Origin of the sequence: Shewanella gaetbuli (assembly GCF_023284065.1) — a bacterium.
In the GTDB taxonomy this organism is placed as follows: domain Bacteria; phylum Pseudomonadota; class Gammaproteobacteria; order Enterobacterales; family Shewanellaceae; genus Shewanella; species Shewanella gaetbuli.
On record NZ_JAKIKP010000004.1, the window covers coordinates 64,905 to 81,006 of the forward strand.

Sequence of the window (16,102 nt, forward strand, 5' to 3'; positions counted from 1 at the left end):
TGTAAAAACAATCATTCGGAGCTAAAACAACGTTATTATTGATGTTAAAAGTTTGTTTACTTACGGTTAAAGCCCGCAGTAATCAGCAAAATAACTTTGGCTCATTAGTGGCGATGATTGCATTTAACACACAAGATATGGTGTTATTTAAAATCTAAGATACAAGATAGTGAGGTTGGAAGTGATTTGCAAGTCTCAATTTTATTAACATCTTGTGGATAAGTTGAGGATAACGGGACGTGTTAGTAAAAGCTAACCCTAGAGCCCAAATTTATATAGGTTTTTTGGCTGTAGTTGATTAATTGTTCGTTTTGGTGAAAAAATTTGATCGCTAAAATTATCGCCGATCAAATTATTTAGGGCAGTTTTTGTTTGATCTTTTATCTAAGAGTAAGTAGGCCTTTTTACTTCGCTTCATTTACAAAATACCGCAATAAACATTGGCTCGATTTAAAGTGAAGTTGAGCAGGCCAATTATGAGGTTGATCTGTGTCAGACAAATAGCCCCAATGAGCCGCTCCGCCGATCATATTGGCATTTTGTGCGGCAACTAAGTCTCGTTCAGCATCACCTAAATATAAAATATTATTGGGTTCAACATGTAATTGCTGGGCAGCTAACAACATTGGTGCGGCATGTGGCTTTGGATGAAGGGTACTATCACCACTGATAATGGCTTTCATACGCCCCGTGAGAGACAGTTTGTTGATTAACGGTCTGGCGAATCGAGCATGCTTGTTGGTGACGATTCCATAAGGAATGTGTTTTTCGTCAAGGTAGTCTAGTAATTCAGCTAAGTGCTCGAATAGTTCACTGTTGTCACCATTAATACGATGATAGTGCTGTAATAGTTGCTGTTGTATCGCTTGCTGAATCTCTAAAGGTTCATTCGGCAAGGCGGTTTGAACTAATGCTAAGCTGCCGTGGGTGGCGGCATGTTTAACCTCATGTAAATGACATTGCGGATGACCGGATTCTGCAAGGCTTAAATTGAGAGCGCAAACCAGATCCGGTGCGGTGTCAGCAAGAGTACCGTCTAAATCAAATAATACACCGTGAATATTCTCGCGGTACTCTTGTGTATGTGCCATGTTAACTAATCAACCTTTTGGGTTGCTATCATATAATTTACATCCACAGATGGGGTGTAATTGAATACGCCAGATAATGGGTTGTAGCGGATACCTAATGCATCTATACAAAGTAAGTCAGTGTGATCAACCAGTGCTAACAGCTCTGACGGTTTGATAAACTTTTTATGTTCATGAGTGCCTACTGGTAACATTTTTAATAAATATTCAGCCCCAACAATCGTCTGTAAATACGACATTAAGTTACGGTTAATGGTCGACATAAACACATATCCACCGGGTTTGACCATGTCACAACAGGCTTGAATAACAGAAAGCGGGTCAGGAACATGCTCTAACATTTCCATGCAGGTGACAACATCGTAAGCATTGCGGTGAGTTTCGCGATGTTGTTCTGCGGTATTCTTTAAATAATTGACTTGCACACCGGCTTCCAACGCATGCAGTCTTGCCACTTCTAGTGGTTCGTCCCCCATATCTAACCCATCAACAATTGCGCCAATTTTAGCCATGCTTTCAGACAAAATACCGCCACCACAACCTACATCGAGGACTTTTTTACCAAAAATGCCGTTAGCTTTTTGGTCGATATAGTTTAAACGGAGCGGGTTGAGTTGATGTAACGGTTTAAATTCACCGTTGGGATCCCACCATGTTTGCGCCATAGCTTCAAATTTAGCTATCTCTTGCAAGTCTACGTTATTGTGCGTTGTTGTTTGATCAGACATGATGTACCTAATTACATGATTTCTTTTAAGCACATTATATCCATAGTGGATGATTTTAATAGCGCTATTGTGTTGTACAGATCAGGATATTGATAAAAACGCTTCAGGTTTGCTGGATATTTGCACAATCTATAATAGCAGTAAGTTAAAGCATGAGTCATAAAGAGTGATAAGGTTAATATTTAAAAGCCACAATATCGCTAAGTCGGTTAAAAATTAACGAGTTAGTATTTTTTTTATCGATATATCTAAATTGATTTATGTTTGCTCTAGCGACAAAAATTATCTGTGTTAGAATGCCAAATCACGTTTTAAAGCTAGACAAAATTATGGAATAAAATTTGTCTGCTAAATTTCAGGGGAACGCGCAGTTTATGACTGATCTGGCTTCATCTATTTCGCCAATTAATATTGAAGACGAACTAAAAAATTCGTACCTAGATTACGCAATGAGTGTAATTGTAGGTCGTGCATTGCCTGACGTTCGTGACGGCTTAAAACCGGTACACCGTCGCGTATTATTTGCGATGAGCGAACTAAAAAACGACTGGAACAAACCTTATAAAAAATCCGCTCGTGTTGTCGGTGATGTTATCGGTAAATATCACCCTCATGGTGATACCGCTGTATATGACACTATTGTACGTATGGCGCAGCCTTTCTCGTTACGTTACACCTTAGTAGACGGTCAGGGTAACTTTGGTTCTGTCGATGGTGACTCAGCCGCTGCAATGCGTTATACCGAAATCCGTATGGAAAAGTTAGCCCATTCTTTATTGGCTGACTTAGAAAAAGAAACTGTCGACTTTGTACCTAACTATGACGGCACTGAGCACATCCCTGCGGTTTTACCGACACGAGTACCTAATTTATTAATCAACGGTTCATCAGGTATTGCCGTCGGTATGGCAACTAACATACCTCCGCATAATTTATCTGAAGTGGTAAAAGGCTGTTTAGCATTAATTGAAGAGCCAAGCTTATCCATTGAACAGTTAATGGAATATATTCCAGGACCTGACTTTCCAACAGCAGCATCTATTAACGGCCGTAAAGGTATTATTGATGCTTACAACACAGGTCGTGGCCGCGCAATCATGCGGGCCAAAGCTGAAATTGAAACTGAAGATAATGGTCGTGAGCGTATTATTGTTCACGAAATCCCATATCAAGTTAACAAAGCGAAGTTGATTGAGAAAATTGCTGAGCTAGTTAAAGACAAGCGTATTGAAGGTATCAGTGGCTTACGTGACGAGTCTGACAAAGATGGTATGCGTATTGTAATTGAAATCAAACGCGGTGAAGTGGGTGAGGTTGTGCTTAACAATCTTTATGCTCAAACTCAAATGCAATGTTCTTTTGGTATTAATATGGTGGCGCTAACCAATGGTCAGCCAAAACTATTTAATCTAAAAGAGATGTTAGAGTGCTTTATTCTTCATCGTCGTGAAGTGGTGACTCGTCGTACCGTATTTGAATTGCGCAAAGCTCGCGAAAGAGCACACATTCTTGAAGCTTTAGCTATTGCCCTTGCTAACATTGACCCAATTATTGCGTTAATTAAAGCCTCCCCTACACCTGGTGAAGCGAAAACGAAACTGGTTGCACAAGGTTGGGCGTTAGGTAATGTTCAAGGCATGCTTGAAAAAGCGGGTGATGATGCGGCTCGTCCAGAATGGTTAGAACCAGAGTTTGGTATCCGTGATGGTCTTTACTATCTTACAGAACAACAAGCTCAAGCAATTCTTGAATTACGTTTACACCGTTTAACTGGCCTAGAGCATGAAAAAATCTTAGGTGAGTATGAAGAATTATTGATTCTTATTGCCGGTTTATTGCTTATTTTAAGCAGCCCAGCAAGATTGATGGAAGTGATCAAAGAAGAATTAGAAGAGATTCTTGAGCAATATGGTGACGAGCGTCGTACGGTCATTAATGCTAATGAAATTGATATGAGTCTTGAAGACTTAATCAATGAAGAAGATGTTGTTGTAACCTTGTCTCACCTAGGTTATGCCAAGTATCAACCGCTATCTGATTACCAAGCGCAGCGTCGTGGTGGTAAAGGTAAGGCGGCAACTAAAGTTAAAGACGAAGACTTTGTTGAAAAGTTACTGGTTGCTAATACTCACGATACCATTTTATGTTTCTCTGATTTTGGCAAAATGTACTGGTTGAAAGTGTATCAATTACCGCTAGCAAGTCGTACTGCTCGTGGACGACCAATTATCAACTTATTGCCTCTTTCTGATGGTGAACGTATTACGGCTATCTTACCGGTTAGAGAATACGCTGAAGACAAGTACATTATTATGGCTACGGCTGATGGTACTGTTAAGAAAACCGCACTTACGGCATACAGTAATCCTCGTGCAAACGGAATTATTGCAGTTAACCTAAAAGATGGCGATCAGCTAATTGGCGTAGACATTACCGACGGTAGCAACGACATTATGTTGTTCTCTAACGAAGGTAAGGTGGTTCGCTTCAATGAGAAAGCCCGAGATTCTGAAACTGGTGAAGCAAAAATAGATCCAGAAACCGGTGAAGAAATCATTGCATTACGTGCCATGGGCCGTACAGCAACTGGTGTTCGTGGCATTAAGCTTGAAGATGGTCAAAAAGTGGTATCACTGATTGTGCCTAAAGGTGATGGTCCAGTGTTAACCGTAACTGAAAATGGTTATGGTAAACGTACTGAATTAGCCGAATACCCTGCGAAGAGTCGGGGTACTAAAGGTGTTGTATCAATTAAAGTCAGCGAGCGTAATGGCTCAGTGGTTGGTGCAGTACAAGTGGGTCAAAATGATGAAATCATGTTGATCAGCGATAAAGGTACATTAGTACGAACTCCTGCAGAAGGCGTATCAATTATTGGTCGTAACACCCAAGGTGTGACTATCATCCGTACAGGTGATGATGAAAAAGTTGTTGGTTTACAGCGTATTGATGAAATACAAGTAGACGAAGAACTGGATGAACAAGGTAATCCAATTGCACCGGTTAGCGAAGGTGCTGAAGCAAGTGAAATTATCTCTGACTCACAAGCGGATGTTGATGAAACTGATGCAGATGAACAAGAATAATTAATCATTTTTGTGTAAACGGGCGCCTATATGGCGCCCGTTTTGTTTTTAGGAAAATATTTCATCAAAATCGATATAGTTAACGCTATTCAATTGCAGTCAAAGTCCTTAGTATTAACATATATCGAATTCCAGTATTCTGCTTTTTTTTCAATTATTCTGATCAACTTTTGCAGTGATGATTTTGCCGACTAGCACAATAAAATAAATCATCTAAGCAACGTTATGTTGGCATTGTTCGCAGATACGGGCTAATCCGTAACCAAATTAATATAATTGATTTAATGATGTGAAGGAGTGAGTTGTGAGCGCTAAATATAATTTCTGTGCAGGTCCCGCTATGCTGCCGCAGGCTGTTATGCAAAAAGCCCAAAAAGAATTAATTGATTGGAATGGGTTAGGGGTGTCTGTAATGGAAATCAGTCACCGTAGTAAAGAGTTTATTGCATTAACAACCCAAGCAGAAAAAACGCTACGTGAGTTAATGAATATTCCAGCTAATTATCATGTGCTGTTTATGCATGGCGGTGGTCGAGCTCAATTTACCAATGTAGTAACCAACTTTCTAGGTGATAACGGCAGAGCGTTATATTTGACCTCTGGGCAGTGGTCTAGTTCAGCTATTAAAGAAGCTAAGCGAATTGCAGGTGAAGACAGTATTGATGAAATTAATATAGTTGAAACGGTAGAGGGCTTACATCAGGTTAAATTACCTGACCTTCATTCTGTAGATGGCGATTATCGTTATGTTCATTATTGTGCCAATGAAACCGTTGATGGTATTGAGATTTTTGATACCATCGAGAGCCCGTGGCCAGTTGTTGCTGACCTGTCATCAACCATTATGTCTCATGAAATAGATGTCAGTAAATTTGGCTTAATTTATGCCGGTGCGCAAAAGAATATAGGCCCTTCAGGGTTATCTATCGTGATTGTTCGTGACGATATGCTTAACTTACCAAGCCTGGTGCAGTCGTCAATTATGGATTACACCATCACTAAAGATAATGATTCAATGTTCAATACACCGCCAACTTTTGCCTGGTATTTAGCGGCTGAAGTGTTTGAGTGGTTGAAAAGTGTTGGTGGTGTTGGTGCAATGGAGAAGTTAAACTCAGACAAAGCCAATTTATTGTATCAATGTATTGATGAATTGCCGTTTTATAAAAATGGCGTAGCAGTACAAAACCGTTCACGAATGAATGTCACTTTTCAACTAGTCGATAATAATTTAGATGAGCAATTTTTAGCAGAAGCTCAAGCGGCCGGTTTAGTGGCATTGAAAGGTCACCGTATTGTAGGCGGGATGCGTGCCAGTATTTATAATGCAATGCCTTTAGCGGGTGTGCAGAAATTAGTTGAATTTATGCAGGCATTTGCTAATAAGCACAGTAAATAGCCATCAATTATATTGATTCATAGGTTCGCCTAAAATAATTGGATGCGATAAAGGGCTGAATTACAGCCCTTTTTGCTATCAATATAATTGGCTTTAGAGCTTGATTATAAAATAGTGGCTATTGATTTTGCCAAATAATCAACGTTAGTTTCACTAATACCCGCAATACTAATTCGACTCGAATCAACCATATAAATACTATGTTGTTGTTTAAGAGCCGCAACCTGTTCAGGGCTTATGCCCAAAAATGAAAACATGCCTTTTTGATTGGCGATAAAGCTGAAGTCTTGCTCAACTCCGTTTTCAATGAGTTTGTTGACTAACATTTGGCGATTGCCATTAATCCTATTACGCATTATCGCGAGTTCATCTAACCATTGTTGCTTTAATTTTTGATCACTTAAAATGGTTTCAACTATCGCGGCACCATGTGCCGGTGGCATAGAGTAAATACAACGCACCACATAAAGGAGCACAGAAAAGGCGATATCAGCTTGAGCTGCATTAAGGCCAAGAATAGAACAAGCACCAATTCGCTCACGATATAAGCCAAAGTTTTTAGAACATGAACTGCAAAGAATCATGTTTTCAACGGCCTCGGCCATTTTTCTAACCCCGTAAGCGTCTTCGTCTATTCCTTGGCCAAACCCTTGATAGGCCATATCAATTAAAGGCGTAAAGCCTTGCTTTGTGGTAATTGCTATAACCTGATCCCACTGCTCTGTTGTTAAATCCATGCCACTAGGGTTATGACAACAAGCATGCAGTAACACCACATCATCTTTTGAAACTTGGCTAAGTGCTTGTAGCATTTGTTCAAATTTTAATGATTTAGTGTCGTAGTCATAATAAGGGTAGGTTTTAACCGTAATGCCTGCGGCTTCGAAAAGCCCTGTGTGGTTAGCCCAAGTAGGGTCACTTACCCATATCACAGCATTGGGTTTGCAGCGTTTTATAAAATCTGCGGCAACACGTAACGCTCCAGTGCCACCAGGTGTTGATATAGTTCGAATTCGATTAGCTAAAAGCGCGCTATGTTGTGTCCCAAAAGCTAACTCGGTGATCAATTGATTAAATTGAGCAGATCCTGTGGGGCCAATATACACTTTAGTATCTTCAGTTGCTGTTCTTTGTTGTTCAGCAATTTTGACGCAATCTAATATTGGCGTATGACCTTGTGGGTCTTTATATACACCCACCCCTAAGTCGACTTTATTGGCTTGCGGATCATTTCTATATTGCGTAAGTAGCCCCAAAATAGGGTCAGAAGGGAGTGCTTTTAGTTGTTCAAACATCAACATAACCTTGTTAAATAATTTATTTTTCTGCTTCAAGAATAGCGTGCTTTAAAACAACAAATAAAGCCTTAAATGTACTAATAGTGTGATATTTTTTTTATTTAGAATTTTTCATATGGAAACTATTAATGACATCAAAAATAACTATCAATAAATTTTCAAATCTGCTGTAATGTCTGGCCATTACAATTTAAAGTGAATTATTGTTAAAAATAAGCTTTTTAGCGCTATTTAAGTAAATTTTGTCTTGAATCCTCCTCAAGGGTTGGTAACGTTAGGGGCAGAATAATAAACGCAAGTTTTAATCGGTAATGTAATGAATTTTTTCCAGTCCCGTTTAGCCTAGGGCTAATAAACCATTTTTAGATAAGAAGATAGAAAATGAAACAATTACGTATAGAACCCATAAGCAAAATGAATGGTGTTATTAATATCCCAGGTTCAAAAAGCATTTCAAACAGAGCGCTTTTATTGGCGACATTAGCCGAAGGTAAAACGACATTAACTAACTTACTCGATTCTGACGATATTCGTTACATGCTAGCTTCACTTAAACAATTAGGTGTTAGCTTTGAGCTGAGTCACAACAATACCGTATGCGAAGTGACTGGTATCAATGGGGCAATTAATGCTGATTCTGCACAAAGTTTATTCTTAGGCAATGCAGGCACGGCAATGCGTCCATTATGTGCTGCTTTAACCTTAGGTCAGGGGCAATTTACCCTGACGGGTGAACCTAGAATGGAAGAAAGACCCATCGGTGATTTAGTGGACGCTCTTGCTCAGTTAGGGGCTAAAGTTGATTATTTGAAAAATCCAGGTTTCCCACCATTGACCGTTAATGCAACAGGCTTAAATGGCGGTAATGTTGAAATAGCGGGTGATTTGTCGAGTCAATTTCTTACCGCATTACTCATGGTTGCGCCTTTGGCAAGAGATACCGTTAATATCACCATTAAAGGTGAATTAGTGTCTAAGCCTTACATTGATATTACTATTGCACTGATGAAACAATTTGGTGTTGAAGTTTTGAATCATGATTACCAAAGGTTTGAAATTAAATCGGGTCAAAAATATGTTTCTCCGGGTACCGTTTTAGTTGAAGGTGATGCCTCGTCAGCATCGTATTTTTTAGCTGCCGGCGCGATTCAAGGTGGTGAAGTAAAGGTCACTGGTGTGGGTAAATTGAGTATTCAAGGGGATGTTCAGTTTGCGGATGCGTTAGCGGCTATGGGCGCGGATATAGAGTGGGGTGATGATTATATTATTGCACGCAAATCTTGTTTAAAAGCCATTGATATGGATATGAATCATATTCCTGATGCAGCCATGACTATTGCAACTGCGGCGTTATTTGCTGAGGGAACAACTTCATTGCGCAATATTTATAACTGGAGAATTAAAGAAACCGATCGCTTAGCTGCCATGGCAACAGAGTTACGTAAAGTGGGGGCCATAGTTGATGAAGGTCATGATTACATTACTATTACGCCACCCGAGAAAATCAATACTGCCGATATCGATACCTATAACGATCATAGAATGGCAATGTGCTTTTCATTAGTCGCATTCGACTCTTGTGGTATTACGATAAATGACCCAGATTGTACCTCTAAAACTTTCCCAACCTATTTTAGTGAGTTTGAGCGTTTAGCGGCTCGTTAATCTTTTCGATATTAATCATAAAGCCACTCAGAAGTGTGTATTGTGTTGATGCTGATCAACGCACACTTCTGAGTGTATTTTCATTTTTAAACAGTTTTTTATTTTAAAATGATATACAATATCGCCGCTTATTTTTGGGTCACTGTTTTTATCTTCAAGGATGATGTTTTTCGGAGGAATTTATGACTGTACAAGCTCCTATCGTGACCGTAGATGGTCCCAGTGGTGCAGGGAAAGGGACAATATGCCAGTTATTATCCAAACACTTAGGCTGGCACTTACTCGATAGTGGTGCAATTTATCGTGTACTCGCATTAGCCGCAATCCACCATGATATTGAGTTAACTAATGAAGAAGCGCTAACGCTCATGGCAGCACATCTTGATGTGCAGTTTTTAACTCGTGATGATAATGGCATTAAAGTTGTGCTTGAAGGCGAAGACGTTACTACGACAATTCGGAGTCAAGAATGTTCAGATGCGGCTTCAAAAGTGGCTGCGTTACCGAGAGTTCGTGAAGCGTTGCTTCGTCGCCAACGTGCATTTAATGCCATGCCCGGCTTAGTGGCAGATGGTCGAGATATGGGGACAGTGGTTTTTCCACAAGCTCCCGCAAAAATTTTCTTAACAGCCTCTGCAGAGGAAAGAGCGCAAAGGCGCTATAATCAGTTGCAGGACAAAGGCTTCGATGTTAAAATCAACCGTCTTTTGGCTGAGATTATTGAGCGAGACGAACGAGATATAAACCGTTCGGCGTCGCCATTAGTCCCAGCCGATGACGCGTTAGTGATTGACACTAGCGGCGTTTGTATCGATGACGTACTGGCTCTTGTACTAGAGCACGTCAACAAAAAAATTACTGGCTAATTTAAATTAAAGCTAACTTTATTAGTTATTTAAGCTAGACTAGACAGTAGGTATTCGTATTAAGGATGATACGGATAATATTACTCGACTCCACATCTAGGACGGATAGTGGTTTATTACATTAAGTAAATTAAACATGACTGAATCTTTTGCTGATCTATTTGAACAATCCCTTCAACAACTTGAGTTCCGTCCAGGTTCTATCGTTCGTGGTACTGTTGTTGCCATCGAAAACGGTATGGTACTTGTTGACGCTGGTCTTAAGTCTGAAAGCCCAATCTCTGCTGACGAATTCAAAAATGCTCAAGGCGTTTTAGAAATTCAAGTTGGTGATGAAGTTGACGTAGCGCTTGACTCTGTTGAAGACGGCTTTGGTGAGACTCAACTTTCTCGCGAAAAAGCTAAGCGTCATGAAGCTTGGATCGTTCTAGAAAAAGCTTACGAAGATGCTGAAACTGTAATCGGTATCATCAATGGTAAAGTTAAAGGCGGTTTCACTGTTGAATTAAACGGTATCCGTGCTTTCTTACCTGGTTCTCTAGTAGACGTTCGCCCAGTTCGCGATACTGCTCACCTAGAGTACAAAGAATTAGAATTCAAAGTTATCAAGCTTGACCAGAAGCGCAACAACGTTGTTGTTTCTCGTCGTGCTGTTATCGAATCAGAAAGCAGTGCTGAGCGTGATGCATTACTTGAAAACCTACAAGAAGGCCAAGCAGTTAAAGGTATCGTTAAGAACTTAACTGACTACGGTGCATTCGTAGATTTAGGTGGTGTTGACGGTCTATTACATATCACTGATATGGCGTGGAAGCGTGTTAAGCACCCATCTGAAATCGTTAACGTAGGTGACGAAATCAACGTTAAAGTTCTTAAGTATGACCGCGAGCGTACTCGTGTATCATTAGGTCTTAAGCAACTTGGCGAAGATCCATGGTTAGAAATCAGCAAGCGCTACCCAGAAAACACACGTTTAACTGGTCGCGTAACTAACTTAACTGACTACGGCTGTTTCGTGGAAATCGAAGAAGGCGTTGAAGGTTTAGTACACGTTTCTGAAATGGATTGGACTAACAAGAACATTCACCCATCTAAAGTTGTTAACTTAGGTGATGAAGTTGAAGTATTAGTTCTAGACATCGATGAAGAGCGTCGTCGTATTTCTCTAGGTCTTAAGCAATGTAAGACTAACCCATGGGATGACTTCGCAACTCGTTACAACAAAGGCGACAAAGTTTCTGGTAAGATCAAATCTATCACTGACTTTGGTATCTTTATCGGTCTTGACGGCGGTATCGATGGTCTTGTTCACTTATCTGACATTTCTTGGAATGGTACTGGCGAAGATGCAGTATCTGAGTACAAGAAAGGCGACGAAATCCACGCTGTTGTTCTTTCAGTAGACCCAGAGCGTGAGCGCATCAGCTTAGGTGTTAAGCAAACTGAAGATGATCCATTCAATGCATACTTAGCAGACAAGAAGAAAGGCACCGTAGTTAACGGTACTGTTTCTGCTGTTGACGCTAAAGGTGTTACAGTTGAACTAGCTGAAACTGTTGAAGGTTACATCCGTGTTGCTGACATTTCTGCAGAGCGTATCGAAGATGCATCTACTGTTTACTCAGTTGGTGATGCAATCGAAGCTAAGTTCATGGGCGTAGATCGTAAGAATCGTTCTATCAGCTTATCAATCCGTGCTAAGGATGAAGCTGAGCAGAAAGAAGCGATCGCATCTTTGAACAAGCAAGACGACGCAGTAATCAGCAATGCAATGGCTGAAGCGTTTAAAGCTGCTCGTAAGTAATCGAAATCGCCTGTTGTATGGGGATTCGTCCCCATTAGGCGACTGTGTTTGGCTTGGAAATAGGGGATAGCTAGGATGACAAAATCTGAACTTATCGAAAAACTCGCCACTGGGCAGTCGCAACTGTCGGCGAAAGAAGTGGAAGCAGCAATCAAAGAAATGTTAGAGCAAATGGCAACAACATTAGAAGGCGGTGATCGTATTGAGATCCGTGGCTTTGGTAGTTTTTCGCTTCATTATCGTGCTCCGCGTGTTGGCCGTAATCCTAAAACTGGTACTTCAGTTGAATTGGATGGCAAATATGTACCGCACTTTAAGCCGGGTAAAGAACTGCGCGAACGCGTCGATGCTGTTAATCATTGATTAACGCTTGAATAAAAAGCCTCCAATTGGAGGCTTTTTTGTATCTATTGAAAGTCAAAGCTGGTCAGACAGTGAATTATCTTAGATAATCAATTAATAGCGACAACAATTTGGAGAGTAGCGTGAAGTCTTTTATAGCGATTATAGTCGTGGTGTTAATGTTTTTTTTGGCTTTGTTGTTTGGCGCTAAAAATGAACAACTGGTGACATTGAATTATTTTATTGCTCAAGGCGAATACCGTTTACCCGTTGTGTTAGCTGTTGTGTTTTTAGCCGGTTTTATGATCAGCTGGTTGTTTGCTAGTTACTACATTATGAAAACCAAGCTAGCGCTTAGAAAAGCCAATAAGCAATTAGCTAAATTAGGTAAAACTCCCACAGCACAGCCCGAATCAGACCACTCATCAGCGACAGGCAGTCTTAATTAATAATGCTTGAGATTCTGTTCTTATTATTACCAATAGCAGCCGGATACGGTTGGTATATGGGTCGTCGCAGTATTCATTTACGCGATAGACATTCAAGTAAAAAACTTAGCCGAGATTACTTTACTGGGTTAAATTTTTTACTTTCAAATGAGTCAGATAAGGCAGTAGATTTATTTATTTCCATGTTAGACGTTGATGACGAAACGATTGATACGCATTTGTCATTAGGCACTTTATTTCGTAAGCGCGGTGAAGTCGACCGTTCTATTCGCATTCATCAGAATTTAATTGCCAGACCTTCCTTAACCACAGAGCAAAGAGATATTGCGATGATGGAGTTAGGTAAAGATTATATGGCGGCGGGTTTCTATGACCGCGCTGAGGAAATTTTTCTTAAATTAGTCAATCAAGATGAACACAGCGAAGAGGCTGAAACCCAACTAATTTCAATCTATCAAGTCACTAAAGAGTGGCAAAATGCCATTAAGGTTACCAAGAAACTTCCCCGTAAACGTCAACAAACTTTTAAAGTTCAAACGGCGCATTTTTATTGCCAATTAGCCGACGAAGCTACTGAGCAAGCTGAAAAAGTAAAACAATTCCTAGCGGCCATTAAACAAGACCCCAAATGTGGACGAGCGTGGTTATCTTTAGCCAATATCTATTTTGATTTGAATGACCACGATGCTTGTAAAAAAGCGCTAGCAGAATTAACCAATGCCGATATCGCGTTATTTGCTGATGCAATTAACATTGCTAAACAAGTTTATCGTCAAACTGATGATTTAGCCGGTTATCAACAACTGTTAACCTCAGCGATACAAAATGGTGCGGGTGCCAGTGTTGCCATTGCATTAGCCGATCATCAAATTATCATGGGCGATAAGCCAAAAGCAGAGTCTATGATGCTAGACAATCTATACAAGCAACCAACCATGCGCGGATTTCAATATTTGATGAAAATGCACATTGAACAAGCTGAAGATGGTAATGCCAAAGAAAGTTTATCAATGCTTGAAAAGTTGGTTGAGCAACAAATTAAATACCGTCCTAGTTATCGTTGCCATGAATGTGGCTTTCCTGCGCACGCACTTTATTGGCATTGCCCCTCATGTAAGCAGTGGGGCAGTATTAAGCGAATTAAAGGCTTGGATGGCGAGTAAACAACAGAGTTAGACTAAAATAGTACAGAAACACTTGGAGTAAAAATGATCGATAAACCTATCGTAGTCGCATTAGATTACAATGATAAAAATCAGGCGTTATCGCTTATTGATAAGCTAGACCCAGCATTATGTCGCCTTAAAATAGGCAAAGAAATGTTTACCTTGTTTGGGCCAACACTGGTAAAAGAAATTCATGACAGAGATTTCGATTTATTTTTAGATTTAAAATTTCATGATATTCCCAATACCGTTGCTAAAGCCGTCAGTGCCGCTGCTGATTTAGGTGTGTGGATGACCAATGTGCATGCGAGTGGTGGTTTAGCTATGATGCAGGCGGCCAAAAAAGCCCTAGCAGCTTATGGTAATGATGCCCCTTTATTGATAGCGGTTACCGTATTAACCTCAATGTCAGATGAAGACCTGACTTTATTAGGAATTAACATTCCTGCGTCTGCGCAAGTGCTTCGCTTGGCAAAATTAACTCATCAAGCTAACCTTGATGGGGTTGTGTGTTCTGCGCAAGAAGCTCAGCTATTAAAATCGACCTTTGGTAAACAATTTAATTTAGTGACACCGGGTATTAGACCTGTTGGCAGTGATGTTGGCGATCAACATCGTATTATGACACCGCCTAAAGCTATTGCAGCAGGTTCAGATTATTTAGTGATTGGCAGGCCTATTACTCAAGCTGATGATCCTTTAGCGGCATTATCAGCTATTCACCAGTCGTTACAGGCTTAATCAATACAGACTGAGTTAGAGAAGGAGTTCAAAATTGTTCAACTATACTAATAAGAATATTGTTGTTGTGGGTGGCACATCGGGTATTAACTTACAGGTTGCGATTAATTTTGCACAATGTGGCGCTAACGTTGCCGTTGCCAGTCGTAACGCTGATAAAGTCAACCATGCTGTTGAGTTATTAAACCAAGCCAACCCACAGGGTAACCATGTGGGCGTATGTTTTGATGTCCGAGATGAAGTTGCCTTAGCGCAAGGTTTTGAACAAATTAGTGAACAATTTTGTCAGATTGATGTATTAGTGAGTGGTGCTGCAGGTAATTTTCCTGCCAGTGCAGCAAAGTTATCTAATAATGGCTTTAAATCGGTTATTGATATTGATCTATTGGGTAGCTTTCAAGTCGTCAAACAGGCTTATCCATTATTAAATCGTCAAAATGCTTCTATTATTCAAATCTCGGCGCCACAAGCTTACATTGCTATGCCATTGCAGATACATGTTTGTGCTGCAAAAGCGGGTGTAGATATGCTCACTCGCACGTTAGCGATTGAGTGGGGTGTTGAAGGTATTCGGGTCAACTCTATTGTTCCTGGGCCGATAGCCGATACAGAGGGTTTTAATCGTCTAGCACCAAATGAAGCAATACAGCAAAAAGTGGCTAATAGTGTGCCATTAAAGCGTAACGGTCAAACACAAGATATAGCCAATGCGGCGCTATTTCTTGCGTCAGACTACGCTTCATATATAACAGGGGTTGTTTTACCGGTAGACGGTGGTTGGTCTTTAGGCGGCGCAAGCATGGCAATGGCTGAATTAGGGCAAATGGCCGCAAAACAAGGTTTATAAAAGGTATAAAATGGCAAATGCATTACAAGACCAATTACTCAAAGCAGGGTTGGCTAGCAAACAAAAGCTTAGAACAGCAAAAACGCAAAAACGTCGTGATAAAAAAGCCAATATTGACGATGGCAGTGAAGCGTTAAAACAACAAATTGCAGATCAGAAAAAGCAACAGGCTTTAAAAGACAAGCAACTCAATGAGCAACGTTTCAAAGAAGCGACTGAGCGTGGTCAAGTGCGCGGATTAATCACCGAATTTAAAAAGTTCGCGATTTCTTTGCCGCAAGATGCAGAAGTTAAATTTAACTACACGCTAAACAATAAAATTTATTCGTTATATATTGACGAAAAAATTCAAAAAAGTCTTTTAAATGGCGCTTTAGGTATCGTTAGGTATGAGGACAGTAGTTACGTTGTTCCTCATAAACTGGCAGCCCGTGTACAGTTATTAGTGCCTGAATGGTGTGGATACTTATGGGATAAACATGCTGAAGATTCACTTGAGCAAGTTGCTGATGAAGATGACCCGTATGCAGATTATGCAATCCCTGATGACTTAATGTGGTAGATAACCACAGCTTAAGTTAATCAAAAAAAGGCCTCAAATGAGGCCTTTTTTGCTATCC

At 40.3% G+C, this 16,102-nt stretch carries 14 protein-coding genes; 11 read left to right on the plus strand and 3 right to left on the minus strand.

Annotation, left to right across the window (positions count from 1 at the left end):
• Positions 1–404 precede the first annotated feature (404 nt).
• Together L2672_RS07195 and ubiG are read right to left on the minus strand one after the other, a co-directional pair.
• Positions 405–1,091 carry an HAD family hydrolase gene (locus tag L2672_RS07195; protein WP_248995159.1) on the minus strand — a complete coding sequence of 229 codons (687 nt, stop codon included), beginning with the start codon at positions 1,089–1,091 and terminating at the stop codon, positions 405–407.
• Positions 1,092–1,096: 5 nt separating this feature from the next.
• Positions 1,097–1,819, minus strand: a complete 723-nt coding sequence (ubiG, locus tag L2672_RS07200) for a bifunctional 2-polyprenyl-6-hydroxyphenol methylase/3-demethylubiquinol 3-O-methyltransferase UbiG (protein ID WP_248995160.1) — start codon at positions 1,817–1,819, stop codon at positions 1,097–1,099.
• A gap of 374 nt (positions 1,820–2,193) precedes the next feature.
• On the opposite strand from ubiG, the gene gyrA reads away from it, so the two are divergent.
• Positions 2,194–4,905, plus strand: a complete 2,712-nt coding sequence (gene gyrA / locus L2672_RS07205) for a DNA gyrase subunit A (protein ID WP_248995161.1) — start codon at positions 2,194–2,196, stop codon at positions 4,903–4,905.
• A 304-nt stretch (positions 4,906–5,209) separates the two neighbouring features.
• The gene (gene serC / locus L2672_RS07210; RefSeq protein WP_248995162.1) at positions 5,210–6,304 is read left to right on the plus strand and encodes a 3-phosphoserine/phosphohydroxythreonine transaminase; all 1,095 of its coding nucleotides are present in this window, start codon (positions 5,210–5,212) and stop codon (positions 6,302–6,304) included.
• Positions 6,305–6,408: 104 nt separating this feature from the next.
• Here serC and L2672_RS07215 read toward each other — a convergent pair whose 3' ends face one another.
• Positions 6,409–7,599: an amino acid aminotransferase gene (locus tag L2672_RS07215; protein ID WP_248995163.1), complete on the minus strand. Its 1,191-nt coding sequence runs from the start codon at positions 7,597–7,599 to the stop codon at positions 6,409–6,411.
• Between the two features lie 384 nt (positions 7,600–7,983).
• Between L2672_RS07215 and aroA the strand changes: the two genes are divergently transcribed.
• The 9 genes from aroA (at position 7,984) to L2672_RS07260 (ending at position 16,044) form a co-directional block, all read left to right on the plus strand.
• Entirely contained in the window at positions 7,984–9,267 is a 1,284-nt protein-coding gene (gene aroA / locus L2672_RS07220) for a 3-phosphoshikimate 1-carboxyvinyltransferase (protein WP_248995164.1), read from the plus strand.
• Positions 9,268–9,449: 182 nt separating this feature from the next.
• A complete protein-coding gene (gene cmk, locus L2672_RS07225; protein WP_248995165.1) occupies positions 9,450–10,133 on the plus strand; it encodes a (d)CMP kinase in 684 nt (227 codons plus the stop codon).
• A gap of 136 nt (positions 10,134–10,269) precedes the next feature.
• The gene (gene rpsA, locus L2672_RS07230) at positions 10,270–11,937 is read left to right on the plus strand and encodes a 30S ribosomal protein S1 (RefSeq protein ID WP_248995166.1); all 1,668 of its coding nucleotides are present in this window, start codon (positions 10,270–10,272) and stop codon (positions 11,935–11,937) included.
• Positions 11,938–12,012: 75 nt separating this feature from the next.
• The gene (ihfB, locus tag L2672_RS07235; RefSeq protein ID WP_248995167.1) at positions 12,013–12,300 is read left to right on the plus strand and encodes an integration host factor subunit beta; all 288 of its coding nucleotides are present in this window, start codon (positions 12,013–12,015) and stop codon (positions 12,298–12,300) included.
• Between the two features lie 122 nt (positions 12,301–12,422).
• Complete coding sequence (locus tag L2672_RS07240) at positions 12,423–12,728, plus strand: LapA family protein (protein ID WP_248995168.1); 306 nt, start codon at positions 12,423–12,425, stop codon at positions 12,726–12,728.
• 2 nt (positions 12,729–12,730) lie between these two features.
• Complete coding sequence (lapB, locus tag L2672_RS07245) at positions 12,731–13,891, plus strand: lipopolysaccharide assembly protein LapB (protein ID WP_248995169.1); 1,161 nt, start codon at positions 12,731–12,733, stop codon at positions 13,889–13,891.
• 45 nt (positions 13,892–13,936) lie between these two features.
• Positions 13,937–14,635 carry an orotidine-5'-phosphate decarboxylase gene (gene pyrF / locus L2672_RS07250; RefSeq protein WP_248995170.1) on the plus strand — a complete coding sequence of 233 codons (699 nt, stop codon included), beginning with the start codon at positions 13,937–13,939 and terminating at the stop codon, positions 14,633–14,635.
• Between the two features lie 34 nt (positions 14,636–14,669).
• Positions 14,670–15,482, plus strand: a complete 813-nt coding sequence (locus tag L2672_RS07255; protein WP_248995171.1) for an SDR family oxidoreductase — start codon at positions 14,670–14,672, stop codon at positions 15,480–15,482.
• Positions 15,483–15,492: 10 nt separating this feature from the next.
• On the plus strand, positions 15,493–16,044 hold the full coding sequence (locus tag L2672_RS07260) for a DUF2058 domain-containing protein (RefSeq protein ID WP_248995172.1): 552 nt from the start codon (positions 15,493–15,495) through the stop codon (positions 16,042–16,044).
• Positions 16,045–16,102: the final 58 nt, after the last annotated feature.

Excerpts from the sequence above, each read along its gene's own strand:
- aroA (WP_248995164.1), top strand. The coding sequence starts at position 7,984 with ATGAAACAATTACGTATAGAACCCATAAGCAAAATGAATGGTGTTATT.
- L2672_RS07215 (WP_248995163.1), bottom strand. The coding sequence starts at position 7,599 with ATGTTTGAACAACTAAAAGCACTCCCTTCTGACCCTATTTTGGGGCTA.
- ihfB (WP_248995167.1), top strand. The coding sequence starts at position 12,013 with ATGACAAAATCTGAACTTATCGAAAAACTCGCCACTGGGCAGTCGCAA.
- ubiG (WP_248995160.1), bottom strand. The coding sequence starts at position 1,819 with ATGTCTGATCAAACAACAACGCACAATAACGTAGACTTGCAAGAGATA.
- L2672_RS07260 (WP_248995172.1), top strand. The coding sequence starts at position 15,493 with ATGGCAAATGCATTACAAGACCAATTACTCAAAGCAGGGTTGGCTAGC.
- L2672_RS07195 (WP_248995159.1), bottom strand. The coding sequence starts at position 1,091 with ATGGCACATACACAAGAGTACCGCGAGAATATTCACGGTGTATTATTT.
- lapB (WP_248995169.1), top strand. The coding sequence starts at position 12,731 with ATGCTTGAGATTCTGTTCTTATTATTACCAATAGCAGCCGGATACGGT.
- pyrF (WP_248995170.1), top strand. The coding sequence starts at position 13,937 with ATGATCGATAAACCTATCGTAGTCGCATTAGATTACAATGATAAAAAT.
- cmk (WP_248995165.1), top strand. The coding sequence starts at position 9,450 with ATGACTGTACAAGCTCCTATCGTGACCGTAGATGGTCCCAGTGGTGCA.
- gyrA (WP_248995161.1), top strand. The coding sequence starts at position 2,194 with ATGACTGATCTGGCTTCATCTATTTCGCCAATTAATATTGAAGACGAA.
- rpsA (WP_248995166.1), top strand. The coding sequence starts at position 10,270 with ATGACTGAATCTTTTGCTGATCTATTTGAACAATCCCTTCAACAACTT.